Source organism: Methyloversatilis sp. (genome assembly GCF_030698125.1).
Classification (GTDB): Bacteria; Pseudomonadota; Gammaproteobacteria; order Burkholderiales; family Rhodocyclaceae; genus Methyloversatilis.
The window spans coordinates 1-17,814 of record NZ_JAUYNV010000050.1 but is presented as its reverse complement, the minus strand read 5'-3'; the positions used below and the strand labels follow the sequence as shown (position 1 = coordinate 17,814).

17 protein-coding genes and 1 tRNA gene are annotated in these 17,814 nt (G+C 64.1%); 11 read left to right on the top strand and 7 right to left on the bottom strand.

Features of this window, described 5'->3' with window-relative positions; translation table 11 throughout:
- From glp to moaA, 4 genes are read right to left on the bottom strand one after another with little or no spacing between them, the layout of a single operon-like run.
- A complete protein-coding gene (gene glp, locus Q8Q80_RS15915; protein ID WP_305633862.1) occupies positions 1–1,236 on the bottom strand; it encodes a gephyrin-like molybdotransferase Glp in 1,236 nt (411 codons plus the stop codon).
- Positions 1,233–1,826 carry a molybdenum cofactor guanylyltransferase MobA gene (gene mobA, locus Q8Q80_RS15910; RefSeq protein WP_305633861.1) on the bottom strand — a complete coding sequence of 198 codons (594 nt, stop codon included), beginning with the start codon at positions 1,824–1,826 and terminating at the stop codon, positions 1,233–1,235. Before mobA ends, glp begins: the two co-directional genes overlap by 4 nt.
- The gene (locus tag Q8Q80_RS15905) at positions 1,823–2,650 is read right to left on the bottom strand and encodes a formate dehydrogenase accessory sulfurtransferase FdhD (protein ID WP_305633860.1); all 828 of its coding nucleotides are present in this window, start codon (positions 2,648–2,650) and stop codon (positions 1,823–1,825) included. The genes mobA and Q8Q80_RS15905 overlap by 4 nt, the downstream gene beginning before the upstream one ends.
- 1 nt (position 2,651) lies before the next feature.
- Positions 2,652–3,740, bottom strand: coding sequence for a GTP 3',8-cyclase MoaA (gene moaA, locus Q8Q80_RS15900; RefSeq protein WP_305633859.1), 1,089 nt, complete (start codon positions 3,738–3,740; stop codon positions 2,652–2,654).
- Positions 3,741–3,817: 77 nt separating this feature from the next.
- Here moaA and Q8Q80_RS15895 point away from each other — a divergent pair, with 77 nt between their 5' ends.
- The 10 genes from Q8Q80_RS15895 (at position 3,818) to Q8Q80_RS15850 (ending at position 13,213) form a co-directional block, all read left to right on the top strand.
- Complete coding sequence (locus tag Q8Q80_RS15895) at positions 3,818–4,327, top strand: DUF3305 domain-containing protein (RefSeq protein WP_305633858.1); 510 nt, start codon at positions 3,818–3,820, stop codon at positions 4,325–4,327.
- A complete protein-coding gene (locus Q8Q80_RS15890; protein ID WP_305633857.1) occupies positions 4,317–4,943 on the top strand; it encodes a DUF3306 domain-containing protein in 627 nt (208 codons plus the stop codon). Before Q8Q80_RS15895 ends, Q8Q80_RS15890 begins: the two co-directional genes overlap by 11 nt.
- 65 nt (positions 4,944–5,008) lie before the next feature.
- Entirely contained in the window at positions 5,009–7,102 is a 2,094-nt protein-coding gene (locus tag Q8Q80_RS15885; RefSeq protein WP_305633856.1) for a 4Fe-4S binding protein, read from the top strand.
- Entirely contained in the window at positions 7,099–7,758 is a 660-nt protein-coding gene (locus Q8Q80_RS15880) for a molecular chaperone (protein WP_305633855.1), read from the top strand. Before Q8Q80_RS15885 ends, Q8Q80_RS15880 begins: the two co-directional genes overlap by 4 nt.
- Positions 7,759–7,820: 62 nt before the next feature.
- Complete coding sequence (locus Q8Q80_RS15875) at positions 7,821–8,033, top strand: formate dehydrogenase (protein ID WP_305633854.1); 213 nt, start codon at positions 7,821–7,823, stop codon at positions 8,031–8,033.
- Positions 8,034–8,049: 16 nt separating this feature from the next.
- Entirely contained in the window at positions 8,050–10,956 is a 2,907-nt protein-coding gene (locus tag Q8Q80_RS15870) for a formate dehydrogenase subunit alpha (RefSeq protein WP_305633853.1), read from the top strand.
- Between the two features lie 64 nt (positions 10,957–11,020).
- A complete protein-coding gene (gene fdh3B, locus Q8Q80_RS15865; RefSeq protein ID WP_305633852.1) occupies positions 11,021–11,647 on the top strand; it encodes a formate dehydrogenase FDH3 subunit beta in 627 nt (208 codons plus the stop codon).
- Positions 11,644–11,868 (top strand): hypothetical protein, encoded by a 225-nt coding sequence (locus tag Q8Q80_RS15860; RefSeq protein ID WP_305633851.1) that lies wholly within the window; start codon positions 11,644–11,646, stop codon positions 11,866–11,868. Before fdh3B ends, Q8Q80_RS15860 begins: the two co-directional genes overlap by 4 nt.
- A gap of 9 nt (positions 11,869–11,877) precedes the next feature.
- Positions 11,878–12,900, top strand: a complete 1,023-nt coding sequence (locus Q8Q80_RS15855) for a formate dehydrogenase subunit gamma (protein WP_305633850.1) — start codon at positions 11,878–11,880, stop codon at positions 12,898–12,900.
- Between the two features lie 16 nt (positions 12,901–12,916).
- Positions 12,917–13,213, top strand: a complete 297-nt coding sequence (locus tag Q8Q80_RS15850; protein ID WP_305633849.1) for a formate dehydrogenase — start codon at positions 12,917–12,919, stop codon at positions 13,211–13,213.
- 85 nt (positions 13,214–13,298) lie between these two features.
- On the opposite strand, the gene Q8Q80_RS15845 is transcribed toward Q8Q80_RS15850, so the two are convergent.
- From Q8Q80_RS15845 to Q8Q80_RS15835, 3 genes are all read right to left on the bottom strand, one after another.
- Positions 13,299–15,557: a TonB-dependent receptor gene (locus Q8Q80_RS15845; protein WP_305633848.1), complete on the bottom strand. Its 2,259-nt coding sequence runs from the start codon at positions 15,555–15,557 to the stop codon at positions 13,299–13,301.
- A gap of 157 nt (positions 15,558–15,714) precedes the next feature.
- A complete protein-coding gene (locus Q8Q80_RS15840; protein ID WP_305633847.1) occupies positions 15,715–16,365 on the bottom strand; it encodes a response regulator transcription factor in 651 nt (216 codons plus the stop codon).
- Positions 16,358–17,326 carry a sensor histidine kinase gene (locus Q8Q80_RS15835; protein ID WP_305633846.1) on the bottom strand — a complete coding sequence of 323 codons (969 nt, stop codon included), beginning with the start codon at positions 17,324–17,326 and terminating at the stop codon, positions 16,358–16,360. The genes Q8Q80_RS15840 and Q8Q80_RS15835 overlap by 8 nt, the downstream gene beginning before the upstream one ends.
- 184 nt (positions 17,327–17,510) lie before the next feature.
- Here Q8Q80_RS15835 and Q8Q80_RS15830 point away from each other — a divergent pair.
- Positions 17,511–17,587: transfer RNA gene (locus tag Q8Q80_RS15830), tRNA-Met, on the top strand.
- Positions 17,588–17,814 lie beyond the last annotated feature (227 nt).

Genomic DNA, 17,814 nt, shown 5'->3' with positions numbered 1-17,814 from the left:
TCAGATCAGGCCTTCGAACGGAATGACATGCACTGCGTCGCCGACCGCCACGTTGCCGCAGTCGTCACCGAGCACGATGATGCAGTTGGCGTCGCACATCGAGCGCAGGATGCCCGAGCCCTGGGCGCCGGTCACCGCGACATGCCACCGGCCGTCGCGCAGTTCGAGGATGCCGCGCTGGTATTCGGTGCGACCCGGCTGCTTCTTCATCGCCGTGTCGCTCAGCGCAGCGAAGTGGATGGGCGCGGCGACCGGTGACATGCCCATCAGCGTCAGCAGCGCGTCACGCGCGAAGAAATGGAAGGTGACCATGGTGGCGACCGGATTGCCGGGCAGGCCGAACAGCAATGTGCTGCGTTCGCCCCTGCCAAGCTTTCCGAAAGCCATCGGCCGGCCCGGCTTCATGGCGATCTTCCAGAACTTGACTTCACCCAGGCTGGCGAGGATTTCGCGCACGAAATCCGCCTCGCCGACCGACACGCCGCCGCTGGTGATGATCACGTCGACTTCGCCGACAGCCGATTCGAGTGCGGCCGACAGCGCCTCACGCGTGTCGCGCGCCACCCCCAGATCGACCACTTCGCAACCCAGCCGCGTCAGCATGCCGGTCAGCGTGTAGCGGTTGCTGTCATAGATGCCGCCTTCGCGCGGTGCGTCGCCGATCGACATCACTTCGTCACCGGTCGACAGCACGCCGACGCGCACGCGCCGGCGCACGGTCAGTTCCGGAATGCCGAGCGAGGCGGCCAGACCGATGTCGGCCGGGCGCAGCAGGCGGCCGGCGCGCAGCGCGGGGTCACCTGCACGCAGGTCTTCGCCGGCGCGGCGGCGGTGCTGACCGGCTTTCTGGCCCGGCGGCACGATGACCGTGTCGCCGTCTAGGCGCGCGGTTTCCTGGATGACGATGGTGTCGGCACCGGCCGGCATGACCGCACCGGTCATGATGCGCACCGCCTGCCCGGTGGCGACTTCGCCCGCCCAGCCATGTCCGGCGAACGCCTGACCCACGACGGCCAGCCGCGTGTCGCCGTCGGCCAACAGGTCGGCGTGGCGTACGGCGTAGCCGTCCATCGCCGAGTTGTCGTGCGGCGGCACGCTGACCGGTGAAATGACGTCGGCGGCCAGCACGCGGCCGAGCGCGTCGCGCAGCGGCACACGTTGCGTACCGGCGACCGGCGCGCAGGCGGCAAGGATGTGGGCGCGGGCGTCCGCGACCGGTGTGAAGCGATCTGTCATGGCGTGTCGGGGCGCACGGCGAGTGCGGCCAGTTCGTTCAGCGTGTTGATGTTGGCGAAGGCATCGGGCTGGTCGTCGAAGCTGACTTCGACCACCTTCAATGCCGAATACCAGAGGTCGACCTTGCGCCCGCCGCCGTCGAGAAAATCGGTCAGGCCGGGCAGGACATGGCGCCGCACCAGGCTGAATACCGGATGCGACTGCTCGCCGGTGCGCGCCACCGCGAGGTCGGCGCCCTCGCGTTCCAGTGCTTCATGCAGGCGGGCGACCAGATCGAGCGGCAGGAAGGGCGAGTCGCATGGGCTGGTGACCAGCAGCGGCGTGCGGCAGGCGTTCAGGCCGGCATGCAGGCCCGCCAGCGGGCCTGCATAACCGGTGATGACATCGGGCACGACCGGGTGGCCGAAGGCGGCGTAGCGCTCGATGTTCTGGTTGGCGTTGACGATCAGTGCATCGACCTGTGGCGCGAAGCGGCGGATGACCTGAGCGACCATGGGTTCGCCGCGGAATTCCTGCAGCCCCTTGTCGATGCCGCCCATGCGACGGCCGAGTCCGCCGGCCAGCACCAGTCCGGTGATGCCTGCGCTCATGTGGCCGCTCCGTCGCGCACGAAGCGCTCCATGCCGGTCAGCAGAAGATAGTGTTTGCCCTGCGAGCGGCCGATCATCGTGATGCCGACCTGGCGCGCGATGTCATAACCCATCTGCGTGAGGCCGGAGCGAGACACCAGGAAGGGGATGCCCATCTGCGCCGCCTTGATCACCATTTCCGACGTGAGCCGGCCGGTGGTGTAGAAAATCTTGTCGTCGCCGTCGACGCCATCCAGCCACATGTGGCCGGCGATCGCGTCGACCGCGTTGTGGCGCCCGACATCCTCGACGAAGTACAGCAGTTCGGCGCCGCGGAACAGCGCACAGCCGTGCACCGCGCCGGCCTGCTTGTAGATGGTTTCGTGCGTGCGAACGACGTCGAGCATCGCGTACAGCGCGCTTTCGGTGAGGCGCGCATCGGCCGGCAGGCGGATGCGTTCGATGTCTTCCATCAGGTCGCCGAATACCGTGCCCTGGCCGCAGCCGGTGGTCACCGTGCGCGTGGCCATGCGGGTGTCGAGATCGGCCACGCCATGGCGCGTGGTGATGGCGGCGGCATTGACTTCCCAATCCACCTGCACCGACACGATGTCGTCGATCGACGCCAGCATGCGCTGGTTGCGCAGCCAGCCGATGACCAGCGCCTCGGGCGCGCCGCCGAGTGTCATCAGCGTCACCAGTTCGCGCTTGTCCAGATACAGCGTCAGCGCATGTTCGCCGGCAATCGCGGTCGGCACTGTTTCGCCACGCTCGTTGATGGCGGGTATTTCAATCGTGGCCGGGCGGGCCGCGTCGGTGAGCAGGGGTCTGGGGAGGCGGGCCACGTCAACCACCGATGTAGGACATTTCGATCTTGCGCCGGGCGGCCGTGTCGGCGGTGCGGACTTCGGAGTAGCGGTCGCCGCGTGCCTGCCAGATCGCGCCGATGGCCGACGTGATGTCTGCGTCGCTGCGACCTGCCCGCAGCAATGCGCGCAGGTCGTGGCCTTCGGTGGCGAACAGGCAGGTGTAGATCTTTCCTTCGGTGGACAGTCGCACCCGCGTACAGCTTGAACAGAAGGCCTGTGTAACCGACGAAATGACACCGATCTCGCCGCCGCCATCGACATGGCGCCAGCGCTGGGCGACCTCTCCGGGGTAATTGGCACCGATCGGCTCGAGTGGCATGTCGGCGTGGATGCGCGCGATGACCTCGGCACTCGGCAGCACTTCATCCATCTTCCAGCCGTTGCTGGAGCCCACGTCCATGAATTCGATGAAGCGCACGATGTGGCCGCTGCCCTTGAAATGGCGCGCCATCGGCACGATGGCGTGGTCATTGGTGCCGCGCTTGACCACCATGTTCACCTTGATCGGCGTGAGCCCTGCGGCATGCGCCGCGTCGATGCCTTCGAGCACCTGGCTGACCGGGAAGTCGACGTCATTCATGCGACGGAAGGTGTCGTCGTCCATCGCATCGAGGCTGACGGTCACGCGCGTGAGGCCGGCATCGCGCAGCGCGCGCGCCTTCTGCGGCAGCAGGGTGCCGTTGGTGGTGAGCGTGATTTCGACCGGCAGCCGCGCCAGGCGCTCGATCAGCTGTTCGATGTTCTTGCGCAGCAGCGGCTCGCCGCCGGTGATGCGCAGCTTGTTCACGCCGTGCGCAACGAACAACGTGGCGATGCGTTCGATCTCTTCGAAACTGAGCAGCTCGGCGCGGGCCAGATACGGGTAGTCCTTGTCGAACACGCTTTTCGGCATGCAGTAGACGCAGCGGAAATTGCAGCGGTCGGTGACCGATATCCTCAGGTCGCGTACCGCTCGGCCGCGCGTGTCGTCCAGCCGGCCGGTGGCCGGTATGGCGAGGTCGGGCACGACCGCCGCGGTGCGCGCGGCGGTGCGGGTGTCCAGCAGATGTATGATCTTTTCGCTCATGGGCAGCGCGGCGTGAAGTTCGGGGTCGCGAACCCGTTCGACAGGAAGGCAGGAAAAAGATTGTGCATGGAGAGCGGATGGAACACGAACCGGTCACCCTCAGGCTGGCAGTGATTATGGAGCGCAGGGTGCTGCACAACAAGTGGGCCGACCACGCGTGGGAGGCTTGCGCGCTGCAGCCCGAAGGCCCGCAAAACCCTGCAGCACCTGTGGTTTTTGCCGATTCCGGAGCGGCGATGCAGTGGTTGTTCCCGCCGCTCGACTTCACGCTCTACACCGACGAAGCCGACAACTACCTGCTCAACGTGACCGCGGCCGAGCCGCGCATCTTCGTCATGTGGCGGCCGGACGAAGAGGCCGAACCACCGGTACGACCGATGCAGCTGAGCGCCAGCTACGGTGAGGCGGCACGCTGGATGGATTCGGGCGAGAAGGTGGACGGACTGCCGATGCCGCCCGAAATTCGTGACTGGATCGAAGCCTTTGCCCGCCGCTTCCAGAAGGCGCCCGAGCCGCGCAGGCAGAAACGCTTTGCGCGCACCGGTGACGGCAACACCCATTACGGGGGCGGCGGCCATGGCCGATGATCCGGTACGCGGCTTTCTCGGTCGCTGGTCGCGGCTCAAGCAGGCCGCGGCAGAATCTGCGCCGGCTGACGCCGCGCCCGTCGTCGTTGCGGCGGCCGACGCCACAGCGCCGCAGACCGAGCCCGAAGTGCCGTTGCCGCCAGTCGAATCGCTCGACTTCGACTCCGACTTCCGCGGCTTTCTGGGCGACAAGGTGGATGAGGGTGTGAAGCGCGCGGCGCTGAAAAAGCTGTTCCACGCCGGCCCCTTCAACACCATGGACGGGCTGGACGTGTACATCGAAGACTTCAGCGTTTTCGAGCCGCTGCCGGCGTCGATGGTCGCCCAGCTTGCGCATGCGCGGGAAACGCTGTCGCCGACGCTGCCGGCCGACTGGTTTGGTCCGGTGATCGATGCCGAATCGACGACCGAACCGACGGTCGAACTGCTGGAACCGGAACTGTTGCCTGACTTGCCGCCCGAGTCGAAAGCGCTTCCCGAAACGCCTGACGAGCCCGAGGCCGAGGCCGAGCTCAAGCCCAAGTCTCTTTCGTCCTCGCATGCTGACGCGCTGTCCGGCTCGCCCGATGATCTGACCTTGCTCGACCCGGCGGAAAGTCGTTTTCGGTCGGAATAGGTCATTCCTTTCGTCGTCTCTTTGGCACAAAGCCTGCAAAAGCTTTGCCGGAGGAGCGACAGACAATGAACAACGCCGACAAGGCGGTCCACCTGTGCAGTTGCAACGGCACGGTGCCATTCGACATTACACGCCTGACGGACGCGCTCGCGCTGGATGCGCCGCTCGAGGTCGGGCAGCAGCTGTGCCGGCGCGACGCGCATACGTTTGCGCAGTTGCTCGGCAGTGCGCCCGAAGCCATCGTCGGCTGTACGCAGGAATCGGCTCTGCTGCGCGAGCTGGCTGACGACGCGGGCAGCGCGTCCGGCGTCACCTTCATCAACCTGCGGGACATCGCCGGACGCAGCGCGCGAGGCGCCGACGTGCAGCCTGCACTCGCGGCACAGCTTGCGATGGCGCGGCTGGCCGAACCGGCACCGGTGCCGGCCGTGAGTTATGAATCCGCCGGCCAGTTGCTGATCATCGGCCCGGCCGGCGCCGCGCTGGGCTGGGCGCAGCGCGCGCAGCAACACTATGGCGAGCGCCTCGCGATCAACGTGCTGATCACCGATAACGATCGCACCGAGCTGCCGGTGCGCCGCGACTACCCGGTGGCCAGCGGCCGCAATGTGTCGGTCGCCGGCTGGCTCGGTGCCTTCGAAGTGAGCTGGCAACGCGCCAACGCGATCGACCTCGACGCCTGCGTGCGCTGCAATGCCTGCATCGACGCCTGTCCGGAAGGCGCCATCGGCTATGACTACCAGGTGAATGCCGCGCGCTGCTCTGGTCACCGCGCCTGCGCGACGGCCTGCCGCGACATCGGTGCCATCGATTTCGACGCCATCGGTGCGCTGCGCAGCGAAACCTACGATCTCGTGCTCGACCTGTCCGAGCCGGCGCTGATCCGCATTCCGCACCCGCCGCAAGGCTATCTGTCACCCGGGCGCGATCCGCTCGAGCAGTCGCTGGCGCTGCAGCAGATCGCCGCCCTGGTCGGCGAATTCGAGAAGCCGAAGTTCTTCACCTACAAGTCGTCGATCTGCGCGCACAGCCGCAACAGCAAGCAGGGCTGCAACCAGTGCATCGACGTCTGTTCGACCTCGGCCATCCGCGCCGATGGCGATGGTGTGTTCGTCGAGCCGCATCTGTGCATGGGTTGCGGTGCGTGTGCGACAGTTTGTCCCACGGGTGCGATGCGCTACGCCTACCCGTCCGCGAGCGATGTTGCACTGCGCGTCAAGACGGCGCTGAAGGCCTGGCGCGCTGCAGGTGGTCACGCACCGCGCATTCTGTTCCACAGCGAAACGCAGGGCGAAGACCTGATTGCGCTGACCGGACGCCATCGCGGCCTGCCGGCTGACGTGCTGCCGGTGGCCGTGCATGACGTTGCCTCGGTCGGTCTCGAACTGATGTTCGCGGCCCTGTCCTACGGCGCTGCACAATGCGTCATTCTGTCCCAAGGCGACCGGCCGGATGCCTACGCCGCGGCAACCGCGGCGCAGATCGCCATCGGTCGCAGCGTGCTTGCGGCACTTGGCTACCCCGCGGCGGCAGTGGTCGCCGTCACGGCAGATGACGCGGCGACGCTGGCGCAGGCGCTGGGCACGCTTCCCGCGGCCGGCATGTCCTGTCCGCCGGCGTCTTTTGCGCTGCCGGCCGAAAAACGCGGCGCGCTCGAATTCTGTCTCGACCACCTGGTGCGTCACGCGCCTGTAAAGGCAGAAGCCATCGCACTGCCGGCTGGCGCCCCCTTTGGTACGGTGAATATCGACCGGACGGCCTGCACGTTGTGCATGAGCTGTGTCGGCGCCTGTCCGGCGTCGGCGCTGATGGATGGCGGCGAACGGCCGGCGCTGCGTTTTCTCGAACGCAACTGCGTGCAGTGCGGCCTGTGCGTGAATACCTGCCCGGAAAACGCGCTGTCGCTCGAAGCGCGTCTGCTGACCGGTGACGCGGCACGGCGCGAACGCGTGCTGAACGAAGCCGAACCTTTCCACTGCATCCGCTGCAGCGCACCCTTCGGCACGAAGCAGATGATCGATGCGATGACCGGCAAGCTGGCGGCGCACTCGATGTTTGCCGGTGGTGATGCGCTGCGCCGGCTGCAGATGTGCGCCGACTGCCGCGTCATCGATTTGATGCACAGCCCCGGCCGCGAAACATCGGTATTCGATCTATGACCACCGAAACCCGACTTCGCCCGGTGGCTTTCGTGCGCGACCCGGTCAGCGACGAAGACATGGCGCGTGCCAATCACTACGCGCTCATTTCGCGACTGTTTCATGCGGCGCCCGACGCTGCGCTGCTGGATACGATGACGGCCTCGGGCGACTGGCCAGTCGATGACGATGCGCCCTCGGCGGAGGCCATGTTGATGGCGCGCGCGTGGAACGCGCTGTGTGCCGCATCGTCGGCGATGGACGCTGCTGCGGCACAGGATGAATTCGACGCCCTGTTCGGCGGCGTCGGCCGCCCGCAGGTCGTGCCGTTCGCGTCCTTCCATCTTGCCGGCTTCGTCAACGAAAAGCCGCTGGCCAGATTGCGCGATGACCTTGCTGCGCTCGGACTGCAGCGGGCCGAAGGGGAATCCGATCCGGAAGACCACATCGCGGCACTGGCCGACGTGATGCGCCTGTTGCTGACCGATACGACGCGCAGCGAAGCGGATCGCGCCGCCGCGCAGGACCGCTTTTTCGCGACCCACATCGAGCCCTGGTACGGCGCACTGATCGATGCGATCGAGGCCGTGCCCGAAGCAAATTTCTACCGGCGCGCCGGCCGGTACCTGCGCTGCTTTCTCGACATCGAAACTGCATCGCGGCAGATCGAGGCCTGACGCGATGCCTGAACAACACATCCCCGCACAACCCGCAGTGACCACGACTGGAGGACTTCACGATGACTGACAAGGACAACCTCAAGGCCAACCTCAAACGCAGGCATTTCCTGCTGACCGCGGGTATCGGTGGCGTGGGCGCCGCAGCCGCCGTGGTGGCGGTGCGCTCGATCGGCGACACCGCGCCGGCGACCGGCCTCACGGCAAAGAACGAGAAGGGCGGCTATCGCATGACCGAGCACATCGCAAATTACTACCGTACCGCACGCGTCTGACCGGAGGAGACCGACCATGACCCTGACCCGCAAATCCGCCACCGCCTCGCGCGGCGGCTCGCGCCTCGCGCGCGCCGTGTCGGCTGCCGTGCCGCGCACGATGGACCGGCGCACCTTTCTGAAGCGCTCCGGCATGACGGCCGGTGCCGGCGCCTTTGCGTCGGCACTGCCGTTCTCGATGGTCGAGCGCGCCCGGGCAGCCGATGCGCCGGCGGCCGGTGGCAAGGTTGAAATCAAGCGCACGATCTGTACCCACTGTTCGGTCGGCTGTGCCATCGACGCCGAGGTCGTGAATGGCGTGTGGGTCGGGCAGGAGCCGGTGTTCGACAGCCCGATCAACATGGGCGCGCACTGTGCCAAGGGCGCGGCGATCCGCGAGCACGGCCATGGCGAGCACCGCCTGCGCTACCCGATGAAGCTGGTCGATGGCAAATGGGTGCGCATGTCGTGGGACGACGCACTGACCGAACTGTCAGCCCGGTTGCTCAAGCTGCGCGAAGAAAGCGGACCGGACAGCGTGTACTGGATAGGCTCGTCGAAGCACAACAACGAGCAGGCCTACATGATGCGCAAGTTCGTGTCGATGTGGGGCACCAACAATTGCGACCACCAGGCGCGCATCTGCCACTCGACCACGGTGGCCGGCGTGGCGAATACGTGGGGGTATGGCGCGATGACCAACTCCTACAACGACATGCAGAACTCGAAGGCCATCCTGTTCATGGGATCGAACGCCGCCGAGGCGCACCCGGTGTCGCTGCTGCACATCCTGCACGCGAAGGAGAACGGCGCAAAAATCATCGTCGCCGACCCGCGCTTCACGCGCACCGCGGCCAAGGCCGACCACTTCGTGCGCATCCGCTCCGGCTCCGACATCGCGATCATCTACGGCATCATGCGGCACATTTTCGAGAATGGCTGGGAAGACAGGCAGTACATCGAAGACCGCGTGTACGGCATGGACAAGATCCGCGACGAGGCGATGAAGTGGACGCCGGAGAAGGTCGAGGAAGTCAGCGGCGTGCCGGACGACCAGGTGAAGCTGATCGCCGAAACGATGGCGAAGAACAAGCCCTCGACCGTGGTGTGGTGCATGGGCCAGACGCAGCACACCACCGGCAATGCCATCGTGCGGATGATGTGCAACCTGCAGTTGGCGCTCGGCAATGTCGGTGTCGCAGGCGGCGGCACCAACATCTTCCGCGGTCACGACAACGTGCAGGGCGCAACCGATGTCGGCCCGAACCCGGATTCGCTGCCCGGCTACTACGGCATTGCGACCGGTTCGTGGAAGCACTGGGCCGGCGTGTGGGGCGTCGATTACGAGTGGCTGAAAGGCCGCTTCGCGTCGCAGGCGATGATGGAGAAGTCGGGCATCACGGTGTCGCGCTGGATCGACGGCGTCACCGAGAAGAACGAATTCATCGACCAGGACCCGAACCTGCGTGCCGTGGTGTTCTGGGGTCATGCGCCGAATTCGCAGACGCGCGGCAAGGACATGCTGGAGGCCATGAAGGCGCTCGATACGCTGGTGGTCATCGATCCGTATCCATCGGCCACTGCTGCGATGGCGGCCAGCGGCCGGAAGGACGGCGTCTATCTGCTGCCGGCGGCGACGCAGTTCGAGTGCGTCGGGTCCTGCACCGCGTCGAACCGTTCCATCCAGTGGCGCGAAAAGGTGATCGAGCCGCTGTGGGAATCGAAGCCCGACCACACCATCATGTATCTGTTCGCGCAGAAATTCGGTTTCGCCGACGAGTTCACGAAGAACGTGAAGGTGACGAACAACGAGCCCAGCGTCGAGGACATCCTGCGCGAGATCAACCGCGGTACCTGGACCATCGGCTACACCGGCCAGTCGCCGGAACGCCTGAAGATCCACATGCGCAACATGCAGGTGTTCGATCCGAAGACGCTGCGCGCCAAGGGCGGCATCGACAAGGAAACGGGCTACGTACTCGACGGCGAGTACTTCGGCCTGCCGTGGCCGTGCTACGGCACGCCGGAAATGAAGCACCCCGGTACGCCCAATCTGTACGACACGTCGAAACACGTGATGGACGGGGGCGGCAACTTCCGCGCCAACTTCGGCGTCGAGAAGGACGGCGTGAGTCTGCTGGCCAATGACGGCTCGGCGTCGAAGGGTGCCGACCTGCAGTTCGGCTACCCGGAATTCGACCATGTGCTGCTGAAGAAGCTTGGCTGGTGGGACGAACTGACCGACGACGAGAAGAAGAAGGCGGAAGGCAAGAACTGGAAGACTGACTCGTCGGGCGGCATCATCCGCGTCGCGATGAAGGAACACGGTTGCCATCCGTTCGGCAACGCCAAGGCACGCGCCGTGGTGTGGAATTTCCCCGATGCCGTTCCGCTGCACCGCGAACCGCTGTTCTCGCCGCGTGCCGACCTGATCGCCAAGTACCCGACGCACGACGACAAGAAGGCGTTCTGGCGACTGCCCACGCTGTACAAGAGCGTGCAGGACCAGTTCGCAAACGTCGGCAAGGACTACCCGCTGATCATGACCTCCGGCCGGCTGGTCGAGTACGAGGGCGGCGGCGACGAGACGCGTTCCAACCCGTGGCTGGCCGAACTGCAGCAGGACATGTTCGTCGAGATCAACCCGCGTGCAGCCAATGACCGGGGCATCCGCGACAAGGACATGGTGTGGGTGAAGTCGCCTACCGGGGCCCAGATCAAGGTGATGGCGATGGTGACCGAGCGGGTCGGCGCCGATACGGTGTTCCTGCCGTTCCACTTCGCCGGCCACTGGATGGGCAAGGACCTGATCGACAGCTATCCGGAAGGTGCGGCCCCGGTGGTGCGCGGCGAGGCGGTTAACACTGCCACCACCTACGGTTACGACTCGGTGACGATGATGCAGGAAACCAAGACCACGGTCTGCCAGATCGTCAAGGCCTGAAACGCGCGATGCAACCCACGCGGCGGGCGCCTGGTCGGGACCGCCGCGGAGAACGGAGGACAACATGGCAAGAATGAAATTCATCTGTGACGCAGAGCGCTGCATCGAGTGCAATGGCTGCGTCACCGCGTGCAAGAACGAACACGAAGTGCCCTGGGGCGTGAATCGCCGGCGCGTCGTGACCATCAACGACGGTGTGCCCGGCGAGCGCTCGATGTCGGTTGCCTGCATGCACTGTTCCGACGCGCCCTGCATGGCGGTGTGTCCGGTCGATTGCTTCTACCGCACCGACGAGGGCGTCGTGCTGCACGACAAGGATCTGTGCATCGGATGCGGCTACTGCTTCTACGCCTGTCCGTTCGGCGCGCCGCAGTTTCCGCAGGCGGGTGCTTTCGGCTTGCGCGGCAAGATGGACAAGTGCACCTTCTGCGCCGGCGGCCCGGAGAAGAACGCTTCGGAAGACGAATTCCGCAAGTATGGCCGCAACCGCCTCGCCGAAGGCAAGCTGCCGCTGTGCGCCGAGGTGTGTTCGACCAAGGCGCTGCTCGGTGGCGATGCCGACGTGCTGGCCGACATCTACCGCCAGCGCGTCACCACGCGCGGCAAGGGCGCCGACATCTGGGGCTGGTCGACCGCCTACGGCAAGCCGGACGCACCGGCCCGGCAACCTGATGCGGGAGGCAAATCATGAGACGACTGACTGGATCGGTTCTTGTCGCCGCCGTGGCGGTGTCGCTGGCCGGCTGCGGCGAACACGAACGGGTGGTGGTCTACAAGCAGGGCCAGTACCAGGGCAAGCCCGACACCAAGCCGTGGGACAACGAATCGTTCGCGGGTGACCGTGCGCAATGGGAAGCCACCATCAAGGCGCGCAACCAGAGCCAGAACGAATACCGCCGCATCAACGGTTAGGAGGCTGCGATGACTCAACACTTCTCATGGCTCGTCCGTCTGCTGTGTTGCATCGGTGCGCTGATGGCGCTGCCGTTACAGCCCGCGCTGGCGGCCGATGCGGCCGAGCAGGCGACCAGCCAGCAGTTCCAGCCGCTGAACAACGCACCGGTATGGCGCGAGGTGCGCTCGGGTGACGCTCACTACACGACTGTCAAGGGGGTCGAGACCGGTGTGTTGATCCAGTCGGGGGGCCAGACCTGGCGCGCGTTGCGCAACGGGCCGGTGATGTTGTACGGCGGCATCGCCTTCTGCGCCATGGTGATACTGCTCGCGGTGTTCTTCAAGTTGAAGGGGCCGATCATGCTCTCCGGCGCGAAGACCGGCCGTCTGATCCATCGTTTCAATTCGCTGGAGCGTGCATCACACTGGGCGATGGCGATTTCGTTCTGCGTACTCGCCGTCAGCGGTCTGGTGATGCTGTTCGGCAAGCATGTTCTGCTGCCGGTGTTCGGCTACTCGCTGTTCGCCACTGTGGCCGTGGTGTGCAAGAACGTCCACAACTTCATCGGACCGCTTTTCATCCTGTCGGTGGTCGTCTTCATCGTGCTGTTCATCAAGGACAACATCTGGCAGTCGATCGACGCACTGTGGATACGCAAGGCAGGTGGCTTGCTGACCGGTGAACATGTGCCATCTCATCGCTTCAACTTCGGCGAGAAAACCTGGTTCTGGCTCGGAGTGGTCGGCTTGTCGACGATTGTCGGGGTCAGTGGCCTGGTGCTGAATTTCCCGAACTTCGAACAGGGGCGCTGGGTGATGCAGACGGCAAACATCGTGCACCTGATCGGGTCTCTGCTGGTGATGACGCTGTCGCTTGCGCATATATATATAGGCAGCATCGGCATGGAAAGCGCGCTCGACGGCATGAAGACCGGCTACGTGGACGAAACCTGGGCCAGGGAACACCACGAACTGTGGTACGACGAGGCGATGAAAACTCAACCCGCGACACAGCCGGCTGGCGGGATGCCCGTCACGGCCCGCGTCTGATCGGAGGACTACTTGTATGAACAGGCTACTGGTGTTGATGCTCGGTGCGCTGCTGGCCACCGGTGCGCTGGCCAAGCTTCCGGAAATGACGGAAGAACAGAAGGCTGCTGCGGCCGAGAAGAAAGCGAAGGCGGCTGAAGGCGACAAGAAGGCGGCCGGATTGCTGGCCGCCTCGCAGGATGCGGTGGCGGGAAAGTACATTGAACGGATGAAGGCGCAGGGAGTGACCGTGACGCCGACGCCTATTGCACCTCCGGCGGTACCCCCAGCGCCGCCCGCCGCTGCGCCGGCACAGGCGCCGGCCGCCAGGTAAGCCAACCCACGGAAACGACAAAGGCACCGCAAGGTGCCTTTGTCGTTGTGGCCGCAGTGGCCCCGGCACTGCGGGGCACCGCCGCTTACCCGCCGAAACGGTACCGAACGCCGATCCAGCCGGCACGCGGGGCACCCGGCGCATAGAAGGTTTCATCGCGCCAGTTGTTGTCGTCCGGATCGAAACTGTTGTTCGGGCCGACGAAGGGGTTTTCGCCGATCTGGCCGGCGGTGAAGTAGTGTTTGTCGAACACGTTGTTCATGCGGGCAAATGCCGACCATCCGGCACCCAGCTGGGCGGTTGCGACCAGGTTGACCACGCTGAAGCCGGCTGTCTTCCCACCTTCGTCGTGCTGGTTGTTTTCGTTGCCGCGTACATACACACCGGAGTGCGTCACGATGTCGGAACCGAGTGTCAGCCACTGCGTCGGGCGCCAGTCCAGCCCCAGCTTGAAACTATGCTCGGCGATGCCCGGAATGCGGTCGCCGGATTCGATCCGGATCTGCCCCTCCTTTGGGTCGCCAGTTGGCATTGCGGACGAGTTTTCCGTGGATACGACCCACTCACCCGAGCGGTAAGTCGCATCCACCCAAGTGTAGCCGGCGCGCCAGGCCATCTGGCCGTAGTCGCCCCCCACGCCCAGTTCGACGCCGTGGCGCTGCGTCTTGCCGAAGTTCTTGAAGTAGCCCTGGCCGACCGTGTTGCTGGACACGAACAGGATGTCGTCCCGGCTTACTGAACCGAAAGCAGCCGCGTTCCAGCGAATCGGACCTGCGACGCCACGGATGCCGAACTCGATGCCGCGGGTGACCACCGGGTCGAGTCGCGGATCGGCCTGCATCGCGTTGGGCAGCTTGCATGGCTCGTTCGGGTCGGAACAGCCCAGTTCGATCGGACTGGGCGCCCGATTTCCCTGCTGCGCGTTGGCGTATATCGTGACTGCCGGAGTCAGCGCATAGGTGGCGCCGAGCGCCGGGTTGATCTTGCTGTAGGTGTAGTCGCTGTTGAGGCTGGACGTGGCATCCAGCTGGTCGGTCGTCTTCACGCTGGTGTGGTTGTAGCGTGCCGACATCGACACGGCGGCTTCCGGCACCGGCTTCCAGGTACCGGTGGCGAAAAGGCTCCAGGTCTGCGTGCGGCCCCGCAGCTTGGGGTCGGGATCCTCTTCCGTGTCGGTCGGATTCACCGAACGGTCCGGATTGAAGTCACCTTCCTGCTCGGTCTGCTGGAAGCGGGTACGACTGTGGTCATAGGTCGTGCCGACTGCCAGCTGACGGTCGTCAAGAATCTTTGCCCACTGGGCGCTGAATCCGTAACCCAGTTGGCGCGTGCGGGTGCGGTTGAGTACGCCTTCCGGGTCGCCCGGGGCGGCGAACTCGTCATTGGCATCGCCGTTGAGCGTGCGTACGTTGTTCGTGCGGACATAGACCGTGCCTGACAGTTTGTGCACGTCGTCCAGCCAGTAGCCGCCATTCAGCGACAGCATGGTCATCCGGTTTCGGGTGTTGTCGGGCGACGTGAAGATCGATTTCCGCCGCTGTTCGTAGAACGACAGAGGCGTCAGGCCGTTGCCGATGAGATCGCTGTTGGCGTGAGTGAGGTTCAGGTCGAGCTCGTGTTTTGCGGAACGATGCGAAATCTTGCCGAAGAACTGATTGACGTCCGACGGCGAGGAATCGCGCCAGCCGTCTTCCTTGAAGCGCGTGGCGGTGAAATACCAGCCCAGTTCGCCGTTGTTGCCGCCGTGCTCGGCGGTGACCGCATGGCGGCCGAAGCTGCCGGTGTAGGCTTCCAGCCCGGTGCCGGCATGACTGAAGCCGTCCTTCGTGCGGATAGCCAGCGCGCCGCCAAGCGTGTTCAGGCCGAACAGCGGATTCGAGCCCGGGATCAGGTCCATCGATGCGATCGCGTTGCGCGGGATCAGGTCCCAATTCACAACGTCGCCGAACGGTTCGTTGATGCGCACCCCGTCCTGGTACACCGACAGGCCTTGGGGAGTGCCGAGCAACGGGCTTGCGGTGAAGCCGCGGTAATTCACGTCGGCCTGGTAGGGGTTGCCCTGGATTTCATTGACGTTGACGCCTTGCAACTGGCTGCCAAGAAGCTCCGGCAAGCCTGCTGCTCCGGTGTCGCGAAGTCGATCGCGGCGGATCGATTGCACGTTCGACGGGATCTCGTCCTTCGGCCGGTCGAGACCGGGGATCGGAGACGTGCCGACGACTTCAACGGTCGGGGCAACGGTCCGAACTTCCGCTGCAATGGTGACCGTAGTACCAAGCAGTCCGGCAATGGCCATTGCAAGCGGCGTCAGACGCAGTCGTGCTGCGCCGTGATGTGTGTTCAACTGAAATCTCCTCAAGTTGCGTCGCGCGCCAGTCTGCGAGGCGCTGCGACTGCAGTCGCAGGGCGCGACCGCAGCGGAAGATAGCGAACGCTCTTCGGGAAAGATCGGGAAAAACTCCCGGTATCGGGAGTTTTTCCCGATAGTTTGCGAGCGAAGTTCAGTCCTGCTTTGGTCCGAGTGGAGGCACAACACCTAACCGAAGTGCGAGATGCACCAGTGCCGCCGATGTGCCGACACCGAGTTTCTCCTTGATGAGAGCCTGGTAGTTGGCGACCGTCTTTTGGCTGAGGTTGAGCATCGTGGCGCACTCAGCGGCCGACAACCCCTGCGCGAGGAGGCGGAACACCTCGAACTCACGCGGTGAAAGGTCATTGATGATGGAACGTTCGGCGTCGGGCGAACGAAGTTCGAAAGCCCTTTTTACGTCGGTACTCAGATAGCGCTCACCGCGTGCTACGTGACGAACGGCTTCGAGCAGCACTTCCGGCGCGCTGCGCTTGCTGATGAAACCACTGGCTCCGCTCTGCAGCGCTTTCTCGACGACCACTGCTTCATCGTGCACGCTGAATACCAATACCTTGGCACCCGCATCACGAGCCCTGATGCGGCGTATCAGATCGATGCCGCTTGAACCGGGCAGTGACAGGTCGGTTACCGTCACCTTGGGTGAATGTGCTGTATAGGCGAGATAGCCCGAATCGGCGTCCTCGGCTTCTGCGACGACGTGAATGTCGCGACCCGTTTCAAGCAATCGTGCATAACCTGAGCGAACGATAGGGTGGTCGTCGACAAGCAGTACTTCAATCATGGTCCTTGACCTTATGGCGCTCGATGGCGTCAGCGTGTGCCGGATGTCGAAAGCTGCAACTCACCATGACACCGCCCAGCGAACTCGTGTCTATCGTCAGCGCACCACCGAGCATGGACGCGCGTTCGCCCATGCCCAGCCAGCCCAGACCGGGGCGCACTCTGACTGCATCGTATCCGCCACCGTCATCCTCGATGGCAAGTTCGATCGTATCGGTATCGGCATGATGACCGAGGACGATTCGGACGTGGCTGGCATTGGCGTGTTTCATGACGTTGGAAAGAGACTCCTGGATGATGCGGAAGATTGCAATGTTGGCGTCTTCACCGAGATCATCGAGGTTTCCCCGTGGAAGCAGGGCGCAGTTTATCGTTGATCGCTCTTCCCATGATTCGCACAGCGACTGCACGGCCCCGAGCAACCCGAGGCTGTCCAGACTCGCCGGACGCAGTTCGTAGAGCAATCCCCGTACCGTCTGGTAAAGGTCGTCTGCTGATTCCGCAATACGGTCAGCCGCGCGCTTCTCCGCTGAGGGATCCTCAAGGTGATCGCGCAAGAAAACCGCATCGATCCGAATCGCGTTGCAGCACTGCCCGAAGTGGTCATGAAGCTCATGTGCAAAGCGCCGTCGTTCGGCCTCTTGAAGGCCAATCAAGGCCTGAGCCAACTCGCGGTTGCGTGTGGCAAGCCGTTTCAGTCGTCTTTCGGCGGCGACACGCGAGGCCAGCTCATGTCGTGCATCGCGCCACCGCATCGCTGAGAAAAGCGTCAGCGCCACCGTAAGACCAAGCAACGCAATGAACAACTCGTCTGCCTGGACAACTTCATACCGCGTAAGCAGCGTATGGAACCGCTCGTAAAGCTCCGCCTGCGAACTTGCGACGAATGTGATGGCCGCAGTGGCTACGATGAGCGCAAGCTCAATCTGATGCCTGTGCTTCCTGATGTAAGTCCGTTTCATTCGCCTATATATATGGTTGCTTGCACATCCGCACGCTTTCCCCGACGACCTTCCGTTCGTCGCCGGAGAGACCTTCCGTTCGTCGCCGGAGAGTATCCGATCGCGCCGCTCCGCAATCCACACCAAATTTATCAGGTGGGGTTGACCTTCTTCATTCGACCAGTCATAATCTTTTTCTCTCGAACGCGGGGTGGAGCAGTCTGGCAGCTCGTCGGGCTCATAACCCGAAGGTCACAGGTTCAAATCCTGTCCCCGCAACCACCGATTTACGAGCGGTAAGGGTGAGAGAAAAAGTAGTCGCAGATTCGAAATTGTGTTACAGTCTCATTTCTGTGCTGCACGAAATTGCAGCGAAGCTCTTTAAAAACACAAACAGCCGATAGGTGTGGGCACGGCATGGTTGTAACGGCGTGTAGATGTCGTTTCAGGGGAACTTGGGGCGATTGAAATGCGCATGACAACTAAATTGAAGTGCTCATACGAATCAA

Excerpts from the sequence above, each read along its gene's own strand:
- glp (WP_305633862.1), bottom strand. The coding sequence starts at position 1,236 with ATGACAGATCGCTTCACACCGGTCGCGGACGCCCGCGCCCACATCCTT.
- mobA (WP_305633861.1), bottom strand. The coding sequence starts at position 1,826 with ATGAGCGCAGGCATCACCGGACTGGTGCTGGCCGGCGGACTCGGCCGT.
- moaA (WP_305633859.1), bottom strand. The coding sequence starts at position 3,740 with ATGAGCGAAAAGATCATACATCTGCTGGACACCCGCACCGCCGCGCGC.
- Q8Q80_RS15895 (WP_305633858.1), top strand. The coding sequence starts at position 3,818 with ATGGAACACGAACCGGTCACCCTCAGGCTGGCAGTGATTATGGAGCGC.
- Q8Q80_RS15890 (WP_305633857.1), top strand. The coding sequence starts at position 4,317 with ATGGCCGATGATCCGGTACGCGGCTTTCTCGGTCGCTGGTCGCGGCTC.
- Q8Q80_RS15885 (WP_305633856.1), top strand. The coding sequence starts at position 5,009 with ATGAACAACGCCGACAAGGCGGTCCACCTGTGCAGTTGCAACGGCACG.
- Q8Q80_RS15880 (WP_305633855.1), top strand. The coding sequence starts at position 7,099 with ATGACCACCGAAACCCGACTTCGCCCGGTGGCTTTCGTGCGCGACCCG.
- Q8Q80_RS15875 (WP_305633854.1), top strand. The coding sequence starts at position 7,821 with ATGACTGACAAGGACAACCTCAAGGCCAACCTCAAACGCAGGCATTTC.
- Q8Q80_RS15870 (WP_305633853.1), top strand. The coding sequence starts at position 8,050 with ATGACCCTGACCCGCAAATCCGCCACCGCCTCGCGCGGCGGCTCGCGC.
- fdh3B (WP_305633852.1), top strand. The coding sequence starts at position 11,021 with ATGGCAAGAATGAAATTCATCTGTGACGCAGAGCGCTGCATCGAGTGC.
- Q8Q80_RS15860 (WP_305633851.1), top strand. The coding sequence starts at position 11,644 with ATGAGACGACTGACTGGATCGGTTCTTGTCGCCGCCGTGGCGGTGTCG.
- Q8Q80_RS15855 (WP_305633850.1), top strand. The coding sequence starts at position 11,878 with ATGACTCAACACTTCTCATGGCTCGTCCGTCTGCTGTGTTGCATCGGT.
- Q8Q80_RS15850 (WP_305633849.1), top strand. The coding sequence starts at position 12,917 with ATGAACAGGCTACTGGTGTTGATGCTCGGTGCGCTGCTGGCCACCGGT.
- Q8Q80_RS15840 (WP_305633847.1), bottom strand. The coding sequence starts at position 16,365 with ATGATTGAAGTACTGCTTGTCGACGACCACCCTATCGTTCGCTCAGGT.
- Q8Q80_RS15835 (WP_305633846.1), bottom strand. The coding sequence starts at position 17,326 with ATGAAACGGACTTACATCAGGAAGCACAGGCATCAGATTGAGCTTGCG.